Origin of the sequence: Salipiger sp. H15 (assembly GCF_040409955.1) — a bacterium.
Classification (GTDB): Bacteria; Pseudomonadota; Alphaproteobacteria; order Rhodobacterales; family Rhodobacteraceae; genus Salipiger.
In genome coordinates, this window is sequence record NZ_CP123384.1 from 1,116,543 (window position 1) to 1,137,862 (window position 21,320).

The 21,320-nt window shown below is 68.3% G+C and carries 22 protein-coding genes; 8 read left to right on the forward strand and 14 right to left on the reverse strand.

Annotated features, from left to right (window positions below):
• The first annotated feature begins 29 nt into the window (after nt 1-29).
• Together PVT71_RS05375 and hemH are read left to right on the forward strand one after the other, a co-directional pair.
• Nucleotides 30-866 carry an SAM-dependent methyltransferase gene (locus PVT71_RS05375; RefSeq protein WP_353473475.1) on the forward strand — a complete coding sequence of 279 codons (837 nt, stop codon included), beginning with the start codon at nt 30-32 and terminating at the stop codon, nt 864-866.
• Nucleotides 867-917: 51 nt separating this feature from the next.
• Nucleotides 918-1,982 carry a ferrochelatase gene (hemH, locus tag PVT71_RS05380; protein WP_353473476.1) on the forward strand — a complete coding sequence of 355 codons (1,065 nt, stop codon included), beginning with the start codon at nt 918-920 and terminating at the stop codon, nt 1,980-1,982.
• A gap of 80 nt (nt 1,983-2,062) precedes the next feature.
• On the opposite strand, the gene PVT71_RS05385 is transcribed toward hemH, so the two are convergent.
• On the reverse strand, nt 2,063-2,257 hold the full coding sequence (locus tag PVT71_RS05385) for a ferrochelatase (RefSeq protein ID WP_353473477.1): 195 nt from the start codon (nt 2,255-2,257) through the stop codon (nt 2,063-2,065).
• Between the two features lie 148 nt (nt 2,258-2,405).
• Nucleotides 2,406-3,005, reverse strand: coding sequence for a L,D-transpeptidase (locus PVT71_RS05390; protein WP_353473478.1), 600 nt, complete (start codon nt 3,003-3,005; stop codon nt 2,406-2,408).
• Nucleotides 3,006-3,237: 232 nt separating this feature from the next.
• Here PVT71_RS05390 and PVT71_RS05395 point away from each other — a divergent pair, with 232 nt between their 5' ends.
• Complete coding sequence (locus PVT71_RS05395) at nt 3,238-3,780, forward strand: CAP domain-containing protein (RefSeq protein WP_353473479.1); 543 nt, start codon at nt 3,238-3,240, stop codon at nt 3,778-3,780.
• Between the two features lie 153 nt (nt 3,781-3,933).
• Here PVT71_RS05395 and PVT71_RS05400 read toward each other — a convergent pair whose 3' ends face one another.
• The 8 genes from PVT71_RS05400 to PVT71_RS05435 form a co-directional block, all read right to left on the reverse strand.
• Complete coding sequence (locus tag PVT71_RS05400; RefSeq protein WP_353473480.1) at nt 3,934-4,458, reverse strand: L,D-transpeptidase family protein; 525 nt, start codon at nt 4,456-4,458, stop codon at nt 3,934-3,936.
• Nucleotides 4,459-4,555: 97 nt separating this feature from the next.
• Nucleotides 4,556-5,773 carry a class I SAM-dependent RNA methyltransferase gene (locus PVT71_RS05405; RefSeq protein WP_353473481.1) on the reverse strand — a complete coding sequence of 406 codons (1,218 nt, stop codon included), beginning with the start codon at nt 5,771-5,773 and terminating at the stop codon, nt 4,556-4,558.
• 72 nt (nt 5,774-5,845) lie between these two features.
• Nucleotides 5,846-7,678, reverse strand: a complete 1,833-nt coding sequence (locus tag PVT71_RS05410) for an ABC transporter ATP-binding protein (RefSeq protein ID WP_353473482.1) — start codon at nt 7,676-7,678, stop codon at nt 5,846-5,848.
• A 27-nt stretch (nt 7,679-7,705) separates the two neighbouring features.
• Nucleotides 7,706-9,550 carry an ABC transporter ATP-binding protein gene (locus tag PVT71_RS05415; protein ID WP_353473483.1) on the reverse strand — a complete coding sequence of 615 codons (1,845 nt, stop codon included), beginning with the start codon at nt 9,548-9,550 and terminating at the stop codon, nt 7,706-7,708.
• 42 nt (nt 9,551-9,592) lie between these two features.
• Nucleotides 9,593-10,174 carry a LysE family translocator gene (locus PVT71_RS05420; RefSeq protein WP_353473484.1) on the reverse strand — a complete coding sequence of 194 codons (582 nt, stop codon included), beginning with the start codon at nt 10,172-10,174 and terminating at the stop codon, nt 9,593-9,595.
• Nucleotides 10,175-10,183: 9 nt separating this feature from the next.
• Nucleotides 10,184-11,335, reverse strand: a complete 1,152-nt coding sequence (locus PVT71_RS05425) for a CCA tRNA nucleotidyltransferase (protein ID WP_353473485.1) — start codon at nt 11,333-11,335, stop codon at nt 10,184-10,186.
• Nucleotides 11,332-11,934 (reverse strand): CoA pyrophosphatase, encoded by a 603-nt coding sequence (locus tag PVT71_RS05430; protein WP_353473486.1) that lies wholly within the window; start codon nt 11,932-11,934, stop codon nt 11,332-11,334. Before PVT71_RS05430 ends, PVT71_RS05425 begins: the two co-directional genes overlap by 4 nt.
• Nucleotides 11,931-12,926 carry an Hsp33 family molecular chaperone HslO gene (locus tag PVT71_RS05435; RefSeq protein ID WP_353473487.1) on the reverse strand — a complete coding sequence of 332 codons (996 nt, stop codon included), beginning with the start codon at nt 12,924-12,926 and terminating at the stop codon, nt 11,931-11,933. Before PVT71_RS05435 ends, PVT71_RS05430 begins: the two co-directional genes overlap by 4 nt.
• 76 nt (nt 12,927-13,002) lie before the next feature.
• On the opposite strand from PVT71_RS05435, the gene PVT71_RS05440 reads away from it, so the two are divergent.
• Nucleotides 13,003-13,440 (forward strand): NUDIX hydrolase, encoded by a 438-nt coding sequence (locus PVT71_RS05440; RefSeq protein WP_353473488.1) that lies wholly within the window; start codon nt 13,003-13,005, stop codon nt 13,438-13,440.
• Between the two features lie 6 nt (nt 13,441-13,446).
• Here PVT71_RS05440 and PVT71_RS05445 read toward each other — a convergent pair whose 3' ends face one another.
• A complete protein-coding gene (locus tag PVT71_RS05445; protein ID WP_353473489.1) occupies nt 13,447-14,685 on the reverse strand; it encodes a fused response regulator/phosphatase in 1,239 nt (412 codons plus the stop codon).
• A gap of 146 nt (nt 14,686-14,831) precedes the next feature.
• On the opposite strand from PVT71_RS05445, the gene PVT71_RS05450 reads away from it, so the two are divergent.
• Entirely contained in the window at nt 14,832-15,221 is a 390-nt protein-coding gene (locus PVT71_RS05450) for an Hpt domain-containing protein (RefSeq protein WP_353473490.1), read from the forward strand.
• A 48-nt stretch (nt 15,222-15,269) separates the two neighbouring features.
• On the opposite strand, the gene ilvA is transcribed toward PVT71_RS05450, so the two are convergent.
• Complete coding sequence (gene ilvA, locus PVT71_RS05455) at nt 15,270-16,496, reverse strand: threonine ammonia-lyase IlvA (protein ID WP_353473491.1); 1,227 nt, start codon at nt 16,494-16,496, stop codon at nt 15,270-15,272.
• Between the two features lie 49 nt (nt 16,497-16,545).
• Nucleotides 16,546-17,289, reverse strand: a complete 744-nt coding sequence (locus tag PVT71_RS05460) for a hypothetical protein (protein ID WP_353473493.1) — start codon at nt 17,287-17,289, stop codon at nt 16,546-16,548.
• A 133-nt stretch (nt 17,290-17,422) separates the two neighbouring features.
• Here PVT71_RS05460 and PVT71_RS05465 point away from each other — a divergent pair, with 133 nt between their 5' ends.
• The 3 genes from PVT71_RS05465 (at nt 17,423) to msrA (ending at nt 20,402) form a co-directional block, all read left to right on the forward strand.
• Nucleotides 17,423-18,643, forward strand: a complete 1,221-nt coding sequence (locus PVT71_RS05465; RefSeq protein ID WP_353473494.1) for an argininosuccinate synthase — start codon at nt 17,423-17,425, stop codon at nt 18,641-18,643.
• A gap of 209 nt (nt 18,644-18,852) precedes the next feature.
• On the forward strand, nt 18,853-19,290 hold the full coding sequence (locus PVT71_RS05470; RefSeq protein WP_353473495.1) for a DUF1810 domain-containing protein: 438 nt from the start codon (nt 18,853-18,855) through the stop codon (nt 19,288-19,290).
• A gap of 467 nt (nt 19,291-19,757) precedes the next feature.
• Nucleotides 19,758-20,402: a peptide-methionine (S)-S-oxide reductase MsrA gene (gene msrA / locus PVT71_RS05475; RefSeq protein WP_353473496.1), complete on the forward strand. Its 645-nt coding sequence runs from the start codon at nt 19,758-19,760 to the stop codon at nt 20,400-20,402.
• Between the two features lie 25 nt (nt 20,403-20,427).
• Here msrA and PVT71_RS05480 read toward each other — a convergent pair whose 3' ends face one another.
• Complete coding sequence (locus PVT71_RS05480) at nt 20,428-21,300, reverse strand: ribokinase (protein WP_353473497.1); 873 nt, start codon at nt 21,298-21,300, stop codon at nt 20,428-20,430.
• Nucleotides 21,301-21,320 lie beyond the last annotated feature (20 nt).

Sequence of the window (21,320 nt, forward strand, 5' to 3'; positions counted from 1 at the left end):
CCGCTCACGGCGCATCCTATCTAGCCTCCATGTCCAGCCAGGCCCCGCAGCTCATCGACCGCTCCGCCCTCGCCCAGCACCGCGCCCGCGCGCGCCGTGCGCCCGATCTTGCACGCGCGCTGTTCCTGCACGAAACCGCGCGGGACGAAGCGCAGGATCGGCTCATGATGGTTAACAGGGAGTTCAAATCCCCGGCCATCGTCACCCCCTTCCCCGAGATCTGGCAGGGCGCGATCCCCGGCGCCAAGGTCATCCCCGACGACGAAGTTCTGGACCTCGAACCCGGCGGCCATGACCTCGTGATCCACGCGCTGGCGCTGCACTGGGCGAACGACCCGGTGGGCCAGCTGATCCAGTGCCGCCGCGCGCTGAAATCCGACGGGCTCTGCATCACCATCGCCTTCGGCGGCGAGACCCTGTCCGAGCTGCGCGCCGCCATGGGTCAGGCCGAGATCGACGTGACCGGCGGGCTGTCGCCGCGGGTGCTGCCGATGGGCGAGATCCGCGACCTCGGCGCGCTTCTGCAGCGGGCCGGGCTGGCGCTGCCGGTGGCCGACTCGCTGCCGCTCGACGTCAGCTACGAAAGCGCGCTGCACCTGATGCGCGACCTCCGCGCCATGGGCGAGGCCAACGCGCTTTCCGCCCGGCTGCGCCGCCCCACCCGCCGCGCCGTGCTGCTGCGCGCCGCCGAGATCTACGCGCAGAGCTGGGCCCGCCCGGATGGCCGGCTGAAGGCGACGTTCGAGCTGGTCACGCTGACCGGCTGGGCCCCGGACGAGAGCCAGCAGAAGCCGCTGCGCCCGGGAAGTGCGGCGCATCGTCTCGCCGACGCCCTCGGCGCGAGGGAAACGCCGCTGAAGGATTGAATCATTCTAAATTCGCGTTAACTAGCGCCAGACTTTGAGGGAACAGAACGCATGAACGACATGACCACAGGCCCGATCCGTCCCGCTCAGGCCCCCGCCGATCACCCGGCGCTCCCACGCGAAAAAGTCGGCATCCTGCTCGCCAACCTCGGCACCCCGGACCATTACAGCTACTGGCCGATGCGCCGCTACCTCTCCGAGTTCCTCTCGGACCAGCGCGTCATCGACTACCCGAAGTGGAAATGGCAGCCGCTGCTGCAGCTGATCATCCTCAGCAAGCGGCCCTTCTCCTCGGGGAAGAACTACAAGTCGATCTGGAACGAGGCGCTGAACGAGAGCCCCCTCATGACCATCACCAAGGCGCAGACCGCCGCCATCGAGGCGCGGCTGAAGGCGCGCTACGGCGATCAGGTCGTGGTCGATTTCTGCATGCGCTACGGCAACCCCTCGACCGCGTCGAAGGTCAAGGCGATGACCGAGGCCGGCTGCCGCAAGATCCTGTTCTTCCCGCTCTACCCGCAATATGCCGGAGCCACCTCGGCCACCGCCAACGACGCCTTCTTCAAGGCGCTGATGGCCGAGCCCTGGCAGCCCACAGCGCGCGTCGTCGATCCCTATTTCGAGAACCCGCTCTACATCGAGGCGCTCGCGCAGTCGGTCGAGCGCGCCTATGCCGCCAAGGCGGAGAAGCCCGAGATGCTGGTGGTCTCGTACCACGGCATGCCGAAGCGCTACCTGATGCAGGGCGATCCCTACCACTGCCAGTGCCAGAAGACGACGCGGCTGCTGCGCGAGCGGCTCGGCTGGGACAGGACGCAGATCTGCACCACCTTCCAGTCGGTCTTCGGCCCCGAGGAATGGCTGCGGCCCTACACGGTCGAGGAAGTGGCGCGGCTGGCGAAGGACGAGGGCAAGAAGCGCATCGCGGTGATCGCCCCGGCCTTCTCGGCCGACTGCATCGAGACACTGGAAGAGATCAACGAGGAGATCCGCGAGAGCTTCGAGCACGCGGGCGGCGAGGAGTTCACCTATATCCCCTGCCTCAATGACGAGCCCGCGCATGTCGAGGCGCTGAGCCGGGTGATCGAGGACAACCTGCAGGGCTGGCTCGACTGAGCCGCGGCGAAGCATCTTCCGGGCAACAAAAAAGGCGGTGCGAAAGCACCGCCTTTTCCGTTTGAAGGCCTGTGGCCCGATCAGTCGGTCGATGCGGCTGCGGCAACGACGGCGATCAGGAGCAGCGGGATCAGGATGCCGGCCGAGGACGACGATGCCTGGGTCTCTTCGACCACCACGGCGGGTTCCATCACCATGTCGTCCTTGGCGTAGGAGCCGGCCATTGCGGTGGTCGCGGAAGCTGCGAGTGCGGCGGCAAGAGCGAGTTTCTTCATGATATTCTCCAGATAAACGCTCACCGCGGCTTCACGAACCAGTCGCGGCAAGCTTCAAGACTTACCTCGTGCGGATTGTGTAAGCAGCAATCCGCCGATATTGCAAATCCCAGTTATCTAAAGATTTTATCAACCCCTTGACCCAGCGTTAAATCAGCAACACCTGCGTGCCGACCTGTGCCATGTCGTAGAGCGCCTCGACGTGCTCGTTGTAGAGGCCGATGCAGCCGTTCGACGAGCGACGGCCGATCTTGCGCGTGTCGTGCGTGCCGTGGATGCGGTAGTACTGCCAGCTCAGGTGCAGCGCACGGGTGCCGAGGGGGTTGTCCGGGCCCGGCGGAACGTAGTCCGGCCACTCGGGGTTGCGGACCTTCATCGACGGCGTCGGGCGCCAGTCGGGATGCGGGTCCTTCAGGACCACTTGCGTGCGGCCCTTGCGGGTCAGGTCGTCGGTCAGCGGAACCGAGGAGGGGTAGAGGTGGTAGGTGCCGTTCTCTTCCCAGAAGTGCAGCGCGCGCGACGAGATGTCGACGAGGACGGCGCCCTTGTTCAGGTTGCTGAAGTAGGGCTGCCAGTCGAGCGTGCGGAAACTCGAGATGTTGTGTCGGATGACCTTGGAGATGTCACTCTCCATCTCGACCGTTGCCGCACCGTTGTAGCTCTGCGCAAAGGCCGGTGACGCAGCGGCACCGGCAAGCGCGGCCGATCCGGCGAGGAAGGCGCGACGGGAGTAGGGCGATTTTGCCATGGCGGAAGTGTCCTTTGGAGCCACGAAAAACGAAAAAACAGGTACAGGGCCTTGGAGGCGTACGCCTGAAGGCCGTTAAGAGTTCCGTAATCATATTGCGAGACCGCCGCAGTCGCAAATCAAACACAGGTGTACACGCCCGATCACATGCATGTGGGTTTGATCACGACCGCGGCGCGAGCTATGTGTGTCCCTCAATAGTGAACCAGCGGCACTTGAAGGTCAGCCAATCATGAACAGACGCACGTTTCTCCTGCTCTCCACCGGGCTCCTGGCGGCGGCCTGCGCGCCGGCGGTAACCACCCCGCAAGTCGGGCCCGACGGGAAGCCGCTTCCGCGCGTCTACCGGATCAGCGAAGCCGACAGCGGCAAGATCGAATACTCGATGCTCGATTCGGTCAACGCGCTGCGCCAGGCGCGCGGTGTGGCGAGCGTGTCGCTCGACCCCCAGCTCAACGCCGCGGCCGCGACCCATTCGCGCGACATGTCGGTGCAGAACCGCCCCTGGCACTTCGGCTCCGACGGCTCCTCGCCGATCGACCGGGCGCAGCGCGTCGGCTACCGGGGCCGCCTGCTCGGCGAAAACATCTCGGAAACCTACGAATCCGAGCTCGAGACCCTTGCCGCCTGGATGGACGAGGCGCCGACCCGCGACGTCATCCTCGACCCGAACGCGCGCCAGATGGGCTTTGCCTGGTTCCAGGAGCCGGGCGGCAAGATCTGGTGGACGCTCGTCATGGGCACCTCCGGCCTCGCCCCGACGCCGGGCGCCTGATCGGCTCCAGAGCCGGACACGGATTTGCAAGGGCCGTCCCCCGGGGCGGCCCTTTTGCTTGCGCGGCGCTTTCCCCGGGCACCTCATTCGCCTGAACGGCCCGAATGCAAAAGGCCGCCCCTGGGGACGGCCTGTCGGTCACGCGGCGCCTGCTTACGGCATGATGAGAATCGGTGTCGGCCGGTCGGTGCGGATCATCGAGTAGATGTCCTCCATCTCGCGGTCGCTCACCGCGATGCAGCCCCAGGTCCAGTCCCAGATGCCGTTCTGGTAGGCCGGCGGGCGGCCGTGGATGAAGATGTCCCCGCCCGGGCTCTTGCCGAGGAAGCGCGCCTCCGCGACGTCGGCGGCGTTCGGGTAGTCGATGCCGAGACTCAGGTGGAACCGCGAATTCGGGTTGCGCCGGTCGATCATGTAAAGACCCTCGGGCGTCTTGCCGTCGCCCTCGATCTTCTTGTCGCCGTCGGGGCTGAACCCGAGACCGACGTTGTAGACCCTCATGATCTGGTCGTGGTGAAGCAGGTACATCTTGCGCGCCTGCTTGTGCACCACGACATGCGTGACCGCAGGGCCGCCGTAGGACCTGAACTTCGAATCCACGCGCTCGTTGCGCCCGCCGCCACAGGCGGCCAGCAGCAACACCGCTGCGAGCACGAGGACGTGCCTGCCAATAAACATCTTGCCTGTCTCACTCGTTCTTATTTTGCCACAGTTATACATGACCGCGGGGCATCGCGATAGGAGGAGATGGCTGGAAGGTGTCGGATTCTCGGCACTATTGCCTTTTGAATCCTGCAACGAGCTCGATATGGGTCGACCAGCGGAACTGGTCCACCACGCGCAGCCCGTCCAGCACGTATCCCGAGCGCAGCAATGCCGCCGCATCGCGCGCAAAGGTGACCGGGTTGCACGAAACGAAGGCAATGCGCGGAATCCCCGCCTCGCAGAGCTGCGCCACCTGCGACTCGGCCCCGGCGCGCGGCGGGTCGATCACCGCGGCATCGAAGCGCGCCAGCTCGGAGGGCAGCAGCGGGTTTCGGAAGAGGTCGCGCGCCTCGGTGGTCACATGGCGCAGCCCTTGCGCGTGGCGCCAGCCCTGGTCGAGCGCCTGGGTCATCGCCTTGTCGCCCTCGACCGCGTGCACCCGCGCGCGCTCGGCGATCGGCAGCGCGAAGGTGCCGCAGCCAGCAAACAGGTCCACCACGTGGGTCGCGCCGTCGATATGTTCGAGCACGTCGGCCAGCAGCGCCGCCTCGCCCTGCGGCGTCGCCTGCAGGAAGGCACCCGGCGGCGGCGAGACCTCTGCCCGGCCCATCTTCTGCATCGGCGGGCGGCGGGTCAGCACCACGTCATCGCCCCAGGCGATGCGCGCGCATTCGTAGGCGCGGGCCAGTTCCGACAGGCCCTGCTGCATCTGCGGATCGGCGTCCTTGCCGCCCTTCACCACCACGTCGAGCCCGCCAAGGCTGGTGGTGACCATCACCGACAGCTCGCCCTTTCGGCTTGCACCCAGCACGGCCAGCGCCTCGACCAGCGGCAGCGCGGCGGCCAGCTTGGGGTCGACCACGCGGCAGTCCGGCACCTCGACGATCACGTCCGAGCGCTTGCGGTGGAAGCCCACCTGCGCGCCCTTCTTGGTGCGCTTGGCCGAGAACCCGGCGCGGCGGCGGGTCTGCTCGGGCGAGGTCGCGATCTCGCGGAACTCGGCCTCGATCCCGTGGGCGGCAAGCGCGTGGCGCACAACGGACTGCTTCCACTCGGCGACGAAGTCGGGCCGGGCGTGCTGCAACTGACAGCCGCCGCAGGTCTTCGCGTGCCGGCAGGGCGGGCTGACCCGCATCTCCGAGGGCCGCAGGATGCGCGGCGCGTCCATCGTGCCGCCGGTGATCTCGCCCTCGACGAGCTCGCCGGGCAGAGTGCCGGGCACGAAGACGGGACCGGCGGCGATGCCGTCCCCCTGATGCCCGAGCCGTTCGATTGTGACCTGTTCCATGCGCCGCCTCATGCCCCCATCGGACCTTCCGCGCAAGCCTGTTAAGCCGGGCGCAATGCCGCACCGCAGACCCTATTCCGCGGCTTCTCGCGGGTCGATCACGCCGCCGCTCTGGCGGTTCCAGTAGCGCGCGTAGAGCCCGTTCCGCGCCAGCAGCGCCTCGTGGCTGCCCTGCTCGACGATGCGCCCCTCGTCCAGCACCACGATCCGGTCCATGCTGGCGATGGTCGAGAGCCGGTGCGCGATGGCCAGCACGGTCTTGCCCTGCATCACCCGCTCGAGCGCGCGCTGGATCGACGCCTCGACCTCTGAATCGAGCGCCGAGGTCGCCTCGTCCATGACGAGGATCGGCGCGTCCTTGAGGATCGCCCGCGCCAGCGCGATGCGCTGCCGCTGGCCGCCCGAGAGCTTGACGCCGCGCTCGCCGAGCCGCGCGTCGTAGCCGGTGCGGCCGGTGTGGTCGCGCAGCCCGAGGATGAAGCCATGCGCCTCGGCCTTCTCGGCGGCGGCGATCACCTCCTCCATCGTCGCGCCCGGACGGCCGTAGCGGATGTTGTCGAGCGCCGAGCGGTTGAACATGGCGGTCTCCTGCGTGACCATGCCGATCTGCCGCCGCAGGCTTTCCTGCGTCACGTCCGAGATGTTCTGCCCGTCGATGAAGATGCCGCCCTTTTCCGTGTCGTAGAGCCTGAGCAGCAGCGCCACGAGGGTCGATTTCCCCGCCCCCGAGGCGCCGACGATGCCGACCTTCTCGCCCGGCGCGATGTCGAGCGAGATATGCTCGACCCCGCCTTCCTGGCGGCCGTAGGCAAAGCCCGCGTCGCGGAACTCGATGCGCCCGTCCGGCACCTGCAGCGCCGGGGCGCCCGGCGCGTCGAGCAGGGTGTGGTCCGGGGTGATGGTGCGGATGCCGTCCTCGATCTCGCCGATGTTGGCGTAGATGCCCATCAGCGTGAAGCTGACCCAGCCGGTCATCTGGTTGAGCCGGATCGCCACCGTGCCCGTCGCGGCGATGTCGCCCGCGGTGACGAAGCCCTGGCTCCAGAAGGCCAGCGCGCCGCCGATCAGCACCACGGGCAGCGTGCCCGCCAGCGCCATCAGCCAGAAGCGGAAGGCCGAGGCGATGTGCCCGAAAGCGATGAACCGCTCGCGGTAGGTCGACATGGCGTCGAGCGCGGCGCGGTCCTCGAACTCGTCATGGGCGAAAAGCTTCACCGTCTTGATGTTGGTGACCGTGTCGACCAGCTGCCCGGTGACCATGGCCCGCGCCGCCGCCCGCGCCTTGGAGCGCACGCGGATGCGCGGCATGAAGTGGCGCAGCAGGAAGCCGTAGGCGACGACCCAGGCCACCAGCCCCAGCCCGATGCGCCAGTCGATGGCGCTGACCAGCCAGATCGAGCCCAGCACCGAGGCAAGCGCGAAGAGCACCGCCTGGATCACCTCGGAGATCACGTCGTTCAGCGCCCGCGCGGTCTGCATCTCCTTCTGCGAGATCCGCCCGGCGAAATCATTGTCGAAGAAGGTGACCGCGTGGCCGAGCGTGTAGCGGTGCACGCGGCTGAGGATCAGGTTGAAGACGTTGGGCTGCATGACCACCGACTGCAGGTAGGCCGAAAGCCCGGCGATCCCCGGCCGCAGCACCACGAAGAACAGCGCCGCGACCAGCAGGAAGACCCAGTGGTCGGCGAAGACCTCGCTCGGCGAGCTGCTCAGGGTCTTGTCGATCACGTCGCCGAGCAGCTTGGCCGAGATCACCTCGAAGGCCCCGCCCAGCACCGACAGCAGCGCCGCCGGGATCAGCACCGGCCAGGCGCCGCGCAGCGCCCAGAGCACGAAGCGCCCCAGCGTCTGCGGTGGCGGCGTGTCGGCGCGGGAAAACGGGTCGATGATGTCGGAAAGGCTCATGCCCTGCCCTCTCTCGCTCGGTCTCTGTCAGCTGCTCCCGGGCGCGTCGGGGTCGAGGAAGCCGCCGGACTGGCGCGCCCAGAATCCTGCATATAGGCCAGCTTGGGCCAAAAGCGCGTCATGTGCACCCTCCTCGACGATCCGGCCACCGTCCATCACGAGAATGCGATCCATGGCCGCGATGGTCGAAAGCCGGTGCGCGATGGCGATCACCGTCTTGCCCTCCATCATGCCGTAGAGCGTGTCCTGGATCGCCGCCTCGACCTCGGAATCGAGCGCCGAGGTCGCCTCGTCGAGGATCAGGATCGGCGCGTCCTTGAGGATCACCCGCGCCAGCGCGATGCGCTGCCGTTGCCCGCCCGAAAGCTTCACGCCGCGCTCGCCGACATGGGCGTCGTAGCCGCGCCGGCCCTGCCCGTCCTCGAGCGTCAGGATGAACTCGTGCGCCTGCGCCTGCCGCGCGGCCTCGATCATCTGCGCCTCGGAGGCGTCCGGCCTGCCGTAGAGCAGGTTCTCGCGCACCGAGCGGTGCAGCAGCGCGCTGTCCTGCTGCACCATGCCGATCTGCCGCCGCAGGCTGTCCTGCGTCACGCGGGTGATGTCCTGCCCGTCGATCTCGATCCTCCCGGTCTCGGGGTCGTAGAAGCGCAGAAGCAGCTTCACGAGGGTCGATTTGCCGGTGCCCGAACGGCCGACGAGGCCGATCTTCTCGCCCGGGCGGATGGTCAGGCCGATGCGGTCGAGCCCGCCCGAGCCGCGCCCGTAGTGATGCGACAGATCCGAGACGGTGATCTCGCCCGTCGTCACCGCGAGCGGCCGCGCGCCCGGCGCATCCACCAGCTCGATCGGCTGGGCGATGGTCTCCATCCCCTCGGACACGACGCCGAGCTGGCGGAAGAAGGTGGTCAGCGCCCACATGATCCAGCCGGTCATCGCGTTGAGCCGCAGCGTCAGCGCCGTCGCCGCCGCCACCGCGCCGGTGCTCGCCTCGCCCTGCATCCAGAGCGAGAAGGCCCAGCCGACGACGCCGACGATCAGCAGCCCGTTGAGGATCATCAGCCCGAGATCCATCAAGGTATAGAGCCGCATTTCGGCCTGGAAGGTCTGTCGCGCCTCCTCGATCGCCTCCTTGGCGTAGTCGAGTTCCTGCCGGTCATGGGCGAACATCTTCACCGAGTGGATGTTGGTATAGGCATCCACCACGCGGCCCGTCACGAAGCTGCGCGCGTCCGAGGCGGCCTTGGACGCGGCGCCGACGCGGCGGATCGTCCAGCGCATCAACGCGCCGTAGAGCCCGAGCCAGAGCAGCATCGGGATCACCAGCCGGGGGTCGGCATCGCCGAGCAGCACCAGCGCCCCGACGAGGTAGGAGATCGAGAAGGTGATCGCGTCGAAGACCTGGAACACCGCCTCGCCCGCCGCCGGCGGCGTCTGCATGATGCGGTTGGCGATGCGCCCGGCAAAGTCGTTCTCGAACCAGCCGATCGACTGGCGCAGCACCTGCTTGTGCGCCCGCCAGCGCACCAGCGTGCCGAAGTTGGGCATGATCGCGTTGTTCAGCAGCAGCACGTCCAGCGCCTGGAAGAGCGGGCGCAGGAACAGGATGAAGAGCGCGAGGCCGATCAGCTGCCAGCCGTGCTGGTCCCAGACCTGCGCGGGCTCGCCGCCGAGGATGTCGACGACCCAGCCCATCGCCCAGATCAGCCCGATCTCGACGCTGGCCACGACCACGGACAGGAGCCCCGTCCAGACGAAGACGCGGCGGAACGGCCGCGCATAGTCCAGCATGAAGGGCAGAAGCTTGGTCGGCGGTCGGTCCGTCTGCGGGTAGTCCACATAGGGATCGACCATGGTCTCGAAACGGCGAAACATCGGTCAGGTCCTGATTTCAGGAAGGAAAATCCTGCCTGGACCTTACAGAAACACCATGACGGAAAAACTTGCCAGTGCCACGGCCATGGCGCGGGTGAACCAGCGCCACGCCGCCGGGGTTGCAAGAAGGTAGGTCAGCAGCGCCCCCGCCGCCGTCCAGAACAGGCAGCAGAAGAGGTTGAGACCCGAAAACGCGCTGCCGAGCCGCAGCGCCTCGTCCCAGGGCGCCAGCGCCGAGGGATAGGCCGAGGCAGCCGCCAGCGCCACCGCCCAGACCTTGGGGTTCACCCACTGGAAGAGCGCGCCCTCGACCAGCGTCATCGGCCGCGCCGCCTCGGACTTCTTGCGGCGCTCGGAATTCCAGAGACCCCAGGCCATGTAGAGCATCCAGAGGCTGGCCGCGATGCGCAGCGCGGTCTCGAGCCGGGGCATCTGCTGCAGCAGCGCGGCGATGCCGAGCCCGGTGAGCCCGGCGGTGATGCCGACGCCGGTCACCACGCCGAAGAGATGCGGCAGGGTGCGCTTCACGCCGAAACGCGCGCCCGAGGCGGTCAGGAGGATGACATTGGGACCCGGCGAGAAGAGCCCGAAGAAGACAAAGGCGTAGAGCGGGTCGAGAGTCATGTAGTGCGCTTACTCGTCAGACAGAAGTTCCGCCTTGGTAAGCGTGAAACCCGACGCGATCCAGCGTTTCTCTGCTTCGCGCAGCGCCTCGCCCAGCGCGGGGCCCTTGCGCGCGGGCATGAAATCCTTGGCCGAGAGCGGAAACGCCACCTCGGTGCCCTTTGCCATGTCGAAGAGCGCCTCCTCGGGAACCGGCTGCTGGAAGCTCGCGGCGCGCAGCAGCAGCACGCTCTGCGCGACCTCGGCACTATGGCGGTAGGCCAGCTCCGCCGGGCCCTGCGGCGCGCCGATCAGGCTCTGCAAAAAGGCAAGCTGGCGCTGCTGGAGCTTCGACAGGCGCAGGTCGGGTTCTTCCACGCCGAGGCTGGCGAGCCTTCGCAGCGCATCCGGGGCAACGGACAGTCTCTGTTCCTCCGCCACCAGCGGACCCAGCGCGATCACCGAGGCGCCGGGCAGCACATGCGCCAGCACCCCGACCTGTGCCATGACCGAAACCGCCGGCACGGGGTCGGGCGCGGCCAGCAGGCGCAGCATCTCCTGCCCGACGCGCTCGCGCGAGAGCGTGTCCAGCCCGTCCAAAGTCTCGGCGATACCCGCCAGCGCCTCGGGGTCGAAACCTTCGTCCGGATCGCCGTACCAGGCGGAGAAGCGGAAGTAGCGCAGCGTGCGCAGGTAATCCTCGCGGATGCGGTCCGTCGCCGCGCCGATGAAGCGCACGCGGCGGGCCCTGAGGTCCGGCAGCCCGTTCAGCGGGTCGCGGATCAGCCCCCGCGCATCGGCATAGAGCGCGTTCATGGTGAAGTCGCGCCGCGCCGCATCCTCGGCGATGTCGTCCGAGAAGCGCACCACGGCGCGGCGGCCATCGGTCTCGGTATCGGCGCGGAAGGTGGTGATCTCGTGGCCGATGCCGCGCGCGACGACCGTGACCGTGCCGTGCTCGATGCCGGTGGGAACGGGCTTCAGCCCCGCCGCCTGCGCCAGCTCGACGACCCGCTCGGGGCGCGCGTCGCTGGCGATGTCGACGTCGCTCACCGGCACGCCCATCAGCGCGTTGCGCACGCAGCCGCCCACGACGTAGCCCTGGTGCCCGCCCGCCTCGAGCATGGCCAGCACCTCCTGCGTCGCCGCGCAGGTCAGCCAGTCCCCGGTCACCGTCGTCATTGCATGCGCTCCGCCAGCCCGCGCAGCATCCGTGCCGTCGCGCCCCAGATGTAATAGGGGCCGAAGGGCACCGTCCAGTAACGCCGTGTCCCGCCATGCCAGGCGCGGCTCTGGATGCTGTAATTGCCAAGCTCGGCGATGTGAGCGAAGGGCACGCGGAAGACCTCGGCGACCTCGCCGGGCTCCGGCACGGGGTCGAAATCGCGCATCACGAGGCCGATGACGGGCGTCACGACAAAGCCGGTGACCGTCTCGTGCGCGGGCAGCGTGCCCAGCACGTCGACCCGGCTTTCGGCCAACCCCACCTCCTCACGCGCCTCGCGCAGGGCGGCGGCCACTTCATCCTCGTCGCCGGGATCGACCTTACCGCCGGGAAAGGCGATCTGGCCGGGGTGGTGCTTGAGCCGCGAGCTGCGCTTGGTCAGCACCAGCTCGAGCCCCTGCTCGCCGGCGATGAAGCCCGCGAGGACGCCGGCGGGACGCAGCTTGCGCCCCTCCGGCAGGACCGTGCCCGGGTTCAGATCGAAATCGGACGAGGCGCCGGAGCTTGCCTCCAGCGCCCGTTTCAGCAGATCGATCTGATCCCGGACGCGGCTCACTTCTTGGCCTCGAACCCGACCGTTTCCGGGTCGAGCTCGTAATGCGCGCCGCAGAACTGGCAGTCGGCGGTGACCTTGCCGTCGTCGGTGGTCATCTTCTCGATGTCGCGGGCCGAGTAGATCGACAGCGACTGGCGCACGCGGTCTTCCGAGCAGGTGCAGCCGAAGCGCACCGGCTGGGCGTCGAATACGCGCGGGCCTTCCTCGTGGTAGAGACGCACCAGAAGGTCGGTCGGCGGCAGGTCCGGGCCGATCAGCTCGAGCTCGTCCACCGTGTCGAGGTGGAAGTTCACGCGGCGCCAGTTCTCGCCGTCGTTGTCATCCTTCAGCAGGTCCTCGGGACGCAGCACGCCGCCTTCGCCGCTGCCGCCCTCGCCGTCGATCTGCGGCTTGGCGAAGGGCGAGGCCTTGGGCATGTGCTGCAGCATCACGCCGCCCGCGCGCCAGTGCGACGAGCCGTCGGCCTGCGGCACGTTGCCGAAGTTCAGCATGAAGCGGGTCGGGATCTGCTCGGACTGGGCGAAATAGCTTTCCGCGCAGCGCGCCAGCTTGCCGCCCGCGAGCGGGGTGATCCCCTGGTAGGGCGTGGTGCCCTTGCCTTGGTCGATGAGCACGGCGAAGTAACCGTCCTCGAGCTGGTCGTAGGCCGGGGCGTCGGTGACCTGGTCGCGGTCGAAGCTGGCATAGGCGCGCAGACGGGCCGGTTCGCCCTCCTTGGTGGGGGCGAAGTAGTCGGTCGCGATCATGCGCAGCGCGCCGCGGGTCTGCACCTGCAGCGAGAGCTTCCAGCGCAGCTTCATGGTCTGGCCGATCAGCGCGGTCAGCAGAGTCATCTCCGCGATCAGCGCCTCGACCGGCTCCGGGTAATCGTGTTGACTGAGGACCCCGTTCAGCACCCCGTCGAGCCGCGCCACGCGGCCCCGGATGTCGGCGTGATCCAATTGGAATGGCAGGACGGTATCGTCCCAGGCGAGTTTGCTGCCGATGGTCATGGGGTTTCCTTATCTGCCGGATCTTGGCATATCGGCCCCATATAAGCAGCAAGACCACGGGAACCAAGGGGGACCTATGACGGCACGATACGGCGAACCGCCCGAATCCGGGCGCCGCTACACGCTCCGGCCCGGAGCCTACGCGATCCTGCCGCGAAACGGGGCGGTGCTGGTCACGCATCAGGCAGAGCCCTGGCCCGAGTACCAGCTTCCCGGCGGCGGCATCGACGCGGGTGAGTCGCCGCTTGCCGCGCTGCACCGCGAGGTCTTCGAGGAGACCGGCTGGAAGATTGCCGAACCGCGCCGTCTCGGGGCCTTCCGCCGCTTCACCTACATGCCCGAATACGACCTCTGGGCCGAGAAGCTCTGCATCATCTACGCCGCCCGCCCGGTGCGGGCGCTCGGTGCGCCGAGCGAGCCGGGGCACCAGGCGGTGTGGATGGACCCCGAGCTGGCGGCCGAGATCCTCGGCAACCCCGGCGACCGCGACTTCCTGCGCCGCGCCCTGCGCTGAGGCGTATCAGCCACCGAACTCCAGCAGCGCGGCCGAGACATCGTCATCGAGCCGCGCGCCGTTGCGGGTGCGTTGGGTGAGCCGCCAGAAGAGATCGTCGAGATACTCGGTGCCCTGCCCGGCCACCCCTTGCGCCAGCGCGCGCAGCCCCTCCGTGTCGAGCTGCGCGCCCGAGGGCAGCAGCGCCTCGGTGAACCCGTCGGAATAGAGCAGCAGCCGGTCGCCGGGCGAGAGCTGCAGGCGCAGCCGCTCGTAGCGCGCGCCGGGGATCAGCCCCACCGGCAAGCCGCCTTGCCCGATGAACTCGGCCGCGCCACCCGCGCGCAGCAGCAGCGGCGGCGGGTGCCCCGCCTGCACCAGCTCGACCCGGCCGGAATCGAGATCGGCCACCGCATAGGCCATGGTCAGGTATTCCCCGACCCCGGGATCGGCTGCCAGCCGTTCGTTCAGCCGCCGCGCCACCTCTTCCGGCGGGCGGAAGAGCGTGCCGTGCACGATCCGTTCGAGCGCGATGTTCTGGTCGGGAAAGTCGCCGCCCAGCAGCCCGGCGATGCGCGCGGTCATCAGCGCCGAGGTGATGCCATGGCCCGAGACGTCGATGCTGTAGATCCCGACGCTGCGCTCGCAATGCGAGAAGCTGCCCACCAGATCACCGCCGACATGGCCGCAGGGCTTGAGCAGCAGGCTCACCTGCGAGCGGCCGATGCGCCGCGTCCGGCGCGGCACCAGCGCCTCCTGTATCGTCCGGGCCTGCCGCAGGTCGCGGTCCACCGCGTCATAGGCCGCCTGCAACCGTCCGAGTGTCGCCGCCAGCGTCCGCTGCATCTGCAGGATCCGCGCGCCCGCGTTGATCCGCGCCCGCAGCTCGCCCGCATTCACCGGCTTGGTGAGGAAGTCATCCGCCCCCGCATCGAGCCCGCGCGCGATCTCTGCCTTGTCGCTCTTGCTGGTGAGCAGGATGAAATAGCCGTAGCGCTCGCCGCAATGGGCGCGGAACAGGCGGCAGAATTCCAGCCCGTCCATGCCCGGCATCATCCAGTCCGAGAGCACCGCGTCGGGCCGCATCTCGGCGCAGAGCCGCAGCGCCTCGGCGCCGCCCTGCGCCTGGAACACCTCGAGCCCCCAGCGCTGCAGCATCGAGGAGAGGATCTTCAGCTGCAGCGGGCTGTCGTCCACGACGAGGACGCGCCGGATCGGGGCCGGACCCGGTATCGGTTCGAGAGTTTCCGCCGCGAAGGGGGTCACCGCGCGTCCTTTCAAGCTATTGCCGACCGCAGCGCAGACTAGACCGCCGGCATTAACGGGCGCTTTCATCCGCTGCCCGCGCCAATCCTGCCCGCGAAAGGTTTCGTTCAGCTTTTCCTGCCAGCCTGTCGGCAGGAGGTATCCCGATGACCAGCCCGCCCAGCGCGTCCGCCGCCTATCCGCACGAGCCGCCCGGCCCGCTGATCGACTGGCACCGGGTCGCCGAACTGCGGCTCGAGATCGGGGCCGAGGATTTCGACGAGGTGGTCGCGCTCTTCCTGACCGAGGCGGAGGCGACGCTCGAACGCCTGACCCTGCCCGGGACCGAGCTTGCCGCCCTCTCCGAGCAGCTGCATTTCCTGAAGGGCAGCACGCTGAACCTTGGCTTCGCGCGGCTCTCGACCCTCTGCGAGGCGGGGGAACTGGCGATCAGCGCCGGGCTCGGCGCTGCGCTCGATCCCGAGCTCCTGCGCCAGTGCTACGCCCGCTCGCGCGAGGAATTCCTCGAACGCCTGCCCGCGCTGCGCGCCGCCTGAGTTCCGAATGAGAAACGGTACGGGCCGACAGGACGGCCCGCGCCGCGATCAGATGACGAACTGCGCGAGGACCTCGTCGTCGGTGATGTCGCGATAGCCGTAGCCATGCGCGTCGAGCGCCGCGAAGAGCCGGTCGAAATTCTCGGATTCCACCGTCTCGATGCCGATCAGCACCGAGCCGAAGTTCCGCGCCGATTTCTTCAGGTACTCGAAACGGGCGATGTCATCCTCGGGGCCGAGCAGCGCGAGGAAATCCTTCAGCGCGCCGGGGCGCTGCGGCAGCCGCAGGATGAAGTACTTCTTCAGCCCAGCGTAGCGCTGCGCCCGTTCCTTCACCTCCGGCAGGCGCTCGAAGTCGAAGTTGCCGCCCGAGGTGATGCAGACCACGGTCTTGCCACGGATCGCCTGCCCGAGGTCCTTCAACGCGTCGATCGACAGCGCCCCGGCGGGCTCCAGCACCACGCCCTCGACGTTCAGCATCTCGAGCATGGTGGTGCAGAGCCGGTCCTCGCTGATCGCCAGCGTGCTGGCCAGCCCGACGTCCTTCAGCACCTCGAAGGTCTTCGCCCCGATCCGGGCCACCGCCGCGCCGTCGGCGAAATTGTTCACCTTCGGCAGGGTCACCGGCTTGCCCGCCTCGAGCGCCGCGCGCAGGCAGGCGCCGCCCAGCGGCTCGACGAAGGTGTAGTTGGTCGCCGTGCCGAAATAGCTCAGCAGCCCCGAGCCGAGCCCGCCGCCGCCGACCGGGATCACGATGTGATCCGGCACACGGCCCAGCTGCTGCTCGATCTCGACTGCCACGGTGGCCTGACCCTCGATCACGTCCTCGTCGTCGAAGGGCGACAGGAAATGCCCGCCGATCTCGGCGCAATAGGCCTGCGCGGCGGTGAGGCATTCGTCGAAATAGTCGCCGATCAGCCGGATCTCGACGTTCTCGCCGCCGAACATGCGGGTCTTCTGGATCTTCTGCTGCGGCGTGGTCACCGGCATGAAGATCACCCCGGTCTTGCCGAACTGGCGGCACATGTAGGCCACGCCCTGCGCGTGGTTGCCGGCGCTGGCCGCGACGAAGGTCTGGGCCTCGGGGCGCTTGCGCATGGCGTTGAAGGCGCCGCGCAGCTTGTAGCTGCGCACCGGGCTCAGGTCTTCGCGCTTGAGCCAGATGTCGGCGCCGAAGATCGCCGAGAGGTGATCGTTGCGCAGGAGCGGCGTCTCGGGAAAGACCGAGCGCATCTCCTCCGTGGCGGCGCGGGCGTGAGCGAGAAAATCATCCATGGCCTACGCAGTGGCGCATCGGCGCGCGCTGCGCAAGCCCGGAGCTGTCTCAGTCGATCGGACGCCGCTCGATGAAATGGCCGTAGAGCGAGGTCAGAACGGAAATGCCGATCATCGTGGCGAACCAGTTGATCACCAGCCCGTAGACGAGGTTGACGATCGAGCCCGCGCTGTCGTCGATCAGCGCCGGCAGCTCGACCAGCAGCGAGCCGGCGATCACCACGAGCGCGAGGGTGACCACCGCGCCGTCGTCGTCCCGCGTCGCCGACCAGGCCTCCTTGAGGCGCAGCCGCTCGCCCACCGCCGCGGCCGGCAGGATGAGCCCGAGGCGGAAGAACAGGTAGCCCCCCAGCCCGACGAGGCCGAAGACCAGCACCGGCCCCAGCGCCGGAATGGCCGCGCCGATCAGCGCCACCGGGATCGCGGCGACGACGAGGCTGACGAAGATCGCGAAGGCGATGAGGATCGACCGGCCGAAATAGCCGAGGATCTCGCCACCGTGCCAGCGCGGCAGCCAGCCGCGCGGCTCCTCGCCGGTGAGCACGAAGCGGTGCCAGGCCACGGCGATCCAGAGGCTGGCCAGCACGGCGAGTACCGCCAGCACCAGCGCCGGCACGCCGATCACCAGCGGCGAGGCGGGCATGCCGTCGGGCCCGGTCTCGGTCGGATGCAGGTAGGTGGCGATCTGGCTGGCCACCTGCACGAGGTACAGGACCAGCGACACCCGCAGCGCCGTGCCGATATTGTCGATCACCATGCGCAGCGAATGCAGAAAGATGCGCCAGCCCTTCATGTGAACCCCTCACCCGTTTCACGTCACACCGCCGACCGCTAGCACATGGGGACCACAGGTCAACGGGCGATCCTTGATACCTGTGCTAAAACCCAGTAAGGCGCGGGGCCAGTTCATACGTGAGGGAAAGCCCATGTCCGCGCCCAAGAAAGTCGTCCTGGCCTATTCCGGGGGCCTCGACACCTCGATCATCCTGAAATGGCTGCAGACCGAATACGGCTGCGAGGTCGTCACCTTCACCGCCGATCTCGGCCAGGGTGAGGAACTGGAGCCCGCCCGTGCCAAGGCAGAGATGCTGGGCGTGTCGAAAGTCTACATCGAGGACCTGCGCGAGGAGTTCGTGCGCGACTTCGTCTTCCCGATGTTCCGCGCCAACGCGCTCTACGAGGGTCTCTACCTGCTCGGCACCTCGATCGCCCGCCCGCTGATCTCGAAGCGGCTGGTCGAGATCGCCGCGGCCGAGGGCGCCGACGCCGTGGCCCACGGCGCCACCGGCAAGGGCAACGACCAGGTGCGCTTCGAACTGGCCGCCTACGCGCTGAACCCCGACATCAAGGTGATCGCGCCCTGGCGGCTCTGGGACCTGACCTCGCGCACCCGCCTGCTGGAGTTCGCCGAGCAGAACCAGATCCCCGTCGCCAAGGACAAGCGCGGCGAGGCACCCTTCTCGGTCGACGCGAACCTGCTGCACACCTCCTCCGAGGGCAAGGTTCTGGAGAACCCGGCGCAGGAAGCGCCCGACTACGTCTACCAGCGCACCGTCAGCCCCGAGGATGCGCCGAACGAGGCGGAATTCGTCGAGATCACCTTCGAGAAGGGTGACGCCGTGGCGATCAACGGCGAGGCGATGTCGCCCGCGACGATCCTGACCAAGCTCAACGAGCTCGGCGGCAAGCACGGCGTCGGCCGCCTCGACCTCGTCGAGAACCGTTTCGTCGGCATGAAGTCGCGCGGCATCTACGAGACCCCGGGCGGCACAGTGCTGCTCGAGGCGCACCGCGGCATCGAGCAGATCACGCTCGACTCCGGCGCGGGCCACCTCAAGGACTCGATCATGCCGCGCTATGCCGAGCTGATCTACAACGGCTTCTGGTTCTCGCCCGAGCGCGAGATGCTGCAGGCGCTGATCGACAAGAGCCAGGAGCATGTCTCGGGCACCGTCCGCGTGAAGCTCTACAAGGGCTCCGCCCGCACCGTCGCGCGCTGGTCGGATCACTCGCTCTACTCCGAGGCGCACGTGACCTTCGAGGACGACGCCGGCGCCTACGACCAGCAGGACGCCAAGGGCTTCATCCAGCTCAACGCGCTGCGCCTGAAGCTGCTCGCCGCCCGGAACCGCCGCCTGAAGGGCTGATCCCCTTCCAGCCGCAACGCTTCATGATCCCCGCCGGACAGCCTCCGGCGGGGATTTTTCTTGGCGGCGGACCGATCCGGCGCCATCCCCGGCTTCCAAGTGGTCGAAATATCCCGGGGAGTCCGCGCGCCGCGCGGGCGGGGCAGAGCCCCGGGCTCGCTTTCCGCCCGTGCCGCGCTAGACTGGCGCGCAACGCGGGAGGTGCCGCCATGGCAGAGCTTCAGGAATTTCTCGACGCGCAGGCGCAGGACTGGCCGCAGGTCACCTTCGAGCTTCGCTCCGGGCAGAAGGTGAGCCACTGGATCTGGTGGGTCTTCCCGCAGCTCGCAACGCTCGGCCGCTCGCCCCGCGCCCGGCATTTCGGCATGCGCGATCTGGGCGAGGCCCGCGCCTATCTCGCCCACCCGGTGCTCGGCCCGAGGCTCGCCGAGGCCTCGGGCTGGCTGCTGCAGCACCCCGGAAGGAGCCCCGAAGCCATGCTCGGCCCGGTCGATGCGCTGAAGATCCGCTCCTGCATGACGCTCTTCGAGGCCGTGCCCGGCGCGCCCGGCGTCTTCGCCGAGGTGCTGGAGCGGCTCTACGGCGGCAACCGCTGCCCGCTCACGCGCGCGGCGCTGGAGGGCGGAGACATGGAGCCCCAGAAATGAAAATGCCGCCTCCGGTCACGACACCGGAGGCGGCCCAGAACACGCCGAGGTGGGGATACGCACGCGTGTCCTAGTTTCGAGGCACCGGAGCCGGGGCCCTATGCCGAGCCGCGCCTTGCATCCGATGCCAAGGGCATTGCCCGTTCCTGATCAAAGCTCCGTCCGTTCCCGCGCCGCAAAATGACCGTCCTTCGGAGAGTGACGGAAAATCGTTAACAACATCTGTACTTTGGCCGCGGATCGGACCGGTTTCACTCGTTACCCTTCCCGCCGCGTCTCGGTGCGCTGAAGCGGACGCCCGATCTCCACGGCATTGCTTCAGTCACGCAACTTCGCGGCGAGAAGTTTCAGGCCCGCGCAACTTTTTTCGCATGGCACCTCCGGAAGGGTCCGGCGGCCCCGGAAAAACCGTTGATCGGCGCGGGGCGCAGGCGCAGGCTCGTGGCAAAGAGGAGGAAGGGAGAGCGATGAAACGCCTTGCGTCGGCTCTGGTCCTGGCGGCGCTGGCCGCGTTTCCGGCGGCCCTGCCCGCCGCTGCCCGGCAGCGCGAGATCATCGTCGCCGGCGGCTGCTTCTGGTGCGTCGAGGCCGATTTCGAGAAGGTCCGCGGCGTGACCTCGGTGATCTCCGGCTATACCGGCGGGCAGCTCGAGACTCCCAGCTACAAGCAGGTCAGCCACGGCGGCACCGGCCATTACGAGGCGGTGCGGATCCTCTACGACGACGATCTGGTCTCCGCCGACAAGCTCTACGCGCTGTTCTTCCGCTCGATCGACCCCACCGATGCCGGCGGCCAGTTCTGCGACCGCGGCGACAGCTACCGCAGCGCGATCTTCGTGAACGGCCCGGCGCAGAAGAAGGCAGCCGAGACGGTGAAATCCCAGGCGCAGGCGGCGCTCGGACAGAAGATCGTCACGCCGGTACTGCAGGCCGGGCGCTTCTGGCCGGCCGAACCCGAGCACCAGGACTATTACAGGGGCACGGGCCTCGTGCTCACCCGCTTCGGGCCGTTGAAACAGTCCTCGGCCTACAAGCGCTACCGCGAGGCCTGCGGGCGCGACGCGCGGGTGCGCGCGCTCTGGGGCAGCGCCGCGCCCTTTGCCGGCGGCTGATCCGGCCTGCCGGAAAAGGGCGCGCTCAGAAACGGTGTTCGGTGACTTCCTTGAGGTCCGGGATCACGTCGGCCGTGCCCTGGCGCGTGACCATGATCGCGGCGGCGCGCTGCGCCATCTCGATCGAGGTCGGCATCGGCAGCCCGCGGTCGAGCCCGGCCAGCAGGTAGCCGGTGAAGGTGTCGCCCGCCCCGGTCGTGTCCACCGGCGTGACCGGCAGCGCCGCGAAGTTCCGGCTCTCGCCAGCGTCGGTGTTGATCCAGCGGCAGCCGCGCGCGCCCAGCGTCACCACCACGTCGCGCACCGGGATCGTGTCGATGCCCTGCCCGGTCGCCGCCTCGAGCTGCGCCGCCTCGACCTCGTTGAGCACCAGCAGGTCAAGGAGCGGCAGCACCAGCGTCACGGCATCCGCATCGAAGGGCGCCGCGGCATAGGCGACGCGCAGCCCGCGCGACGAGGCAAGCTCGGCCGCCTCGCGCTGCGCGTTGGTCTCGTTCTGGAAGACGAAGATGTCCTCGGGCGCAGCCCCGGCCAGCCCGGCCTCGATCCGGTCGACCGAAAGCGCGCGGTTGGCGCCGGGATAGATCAGGATGCAGTTCTCGGCCGCGGCGTCGAGCATGATGATCGCATGGCCCGTCGCCTCCTCGAGCACCGCGATCTGCCTTGTATCGACACCGTATTCGGTCAGCCGGTCGATCGCCCAGCGCCCGTCCTGCCCGACCGCGCCGAGATGGCGCACCTGCGCCCCGGCCCGCGCCGCCGCCACCGACATGTTGGCGCCCTTGCCGCCCAGCCCGCGGGTCAGCGAGGTGGTCGCCAGCGTCTCGCCCGGCGCCAGCAGGTGCGGCACGCGGTAGGTCAGATCCGCGTTGATAGACCCGAGATTGTAGATCGCCATGCTGCGCCCCGTGCTTTCAT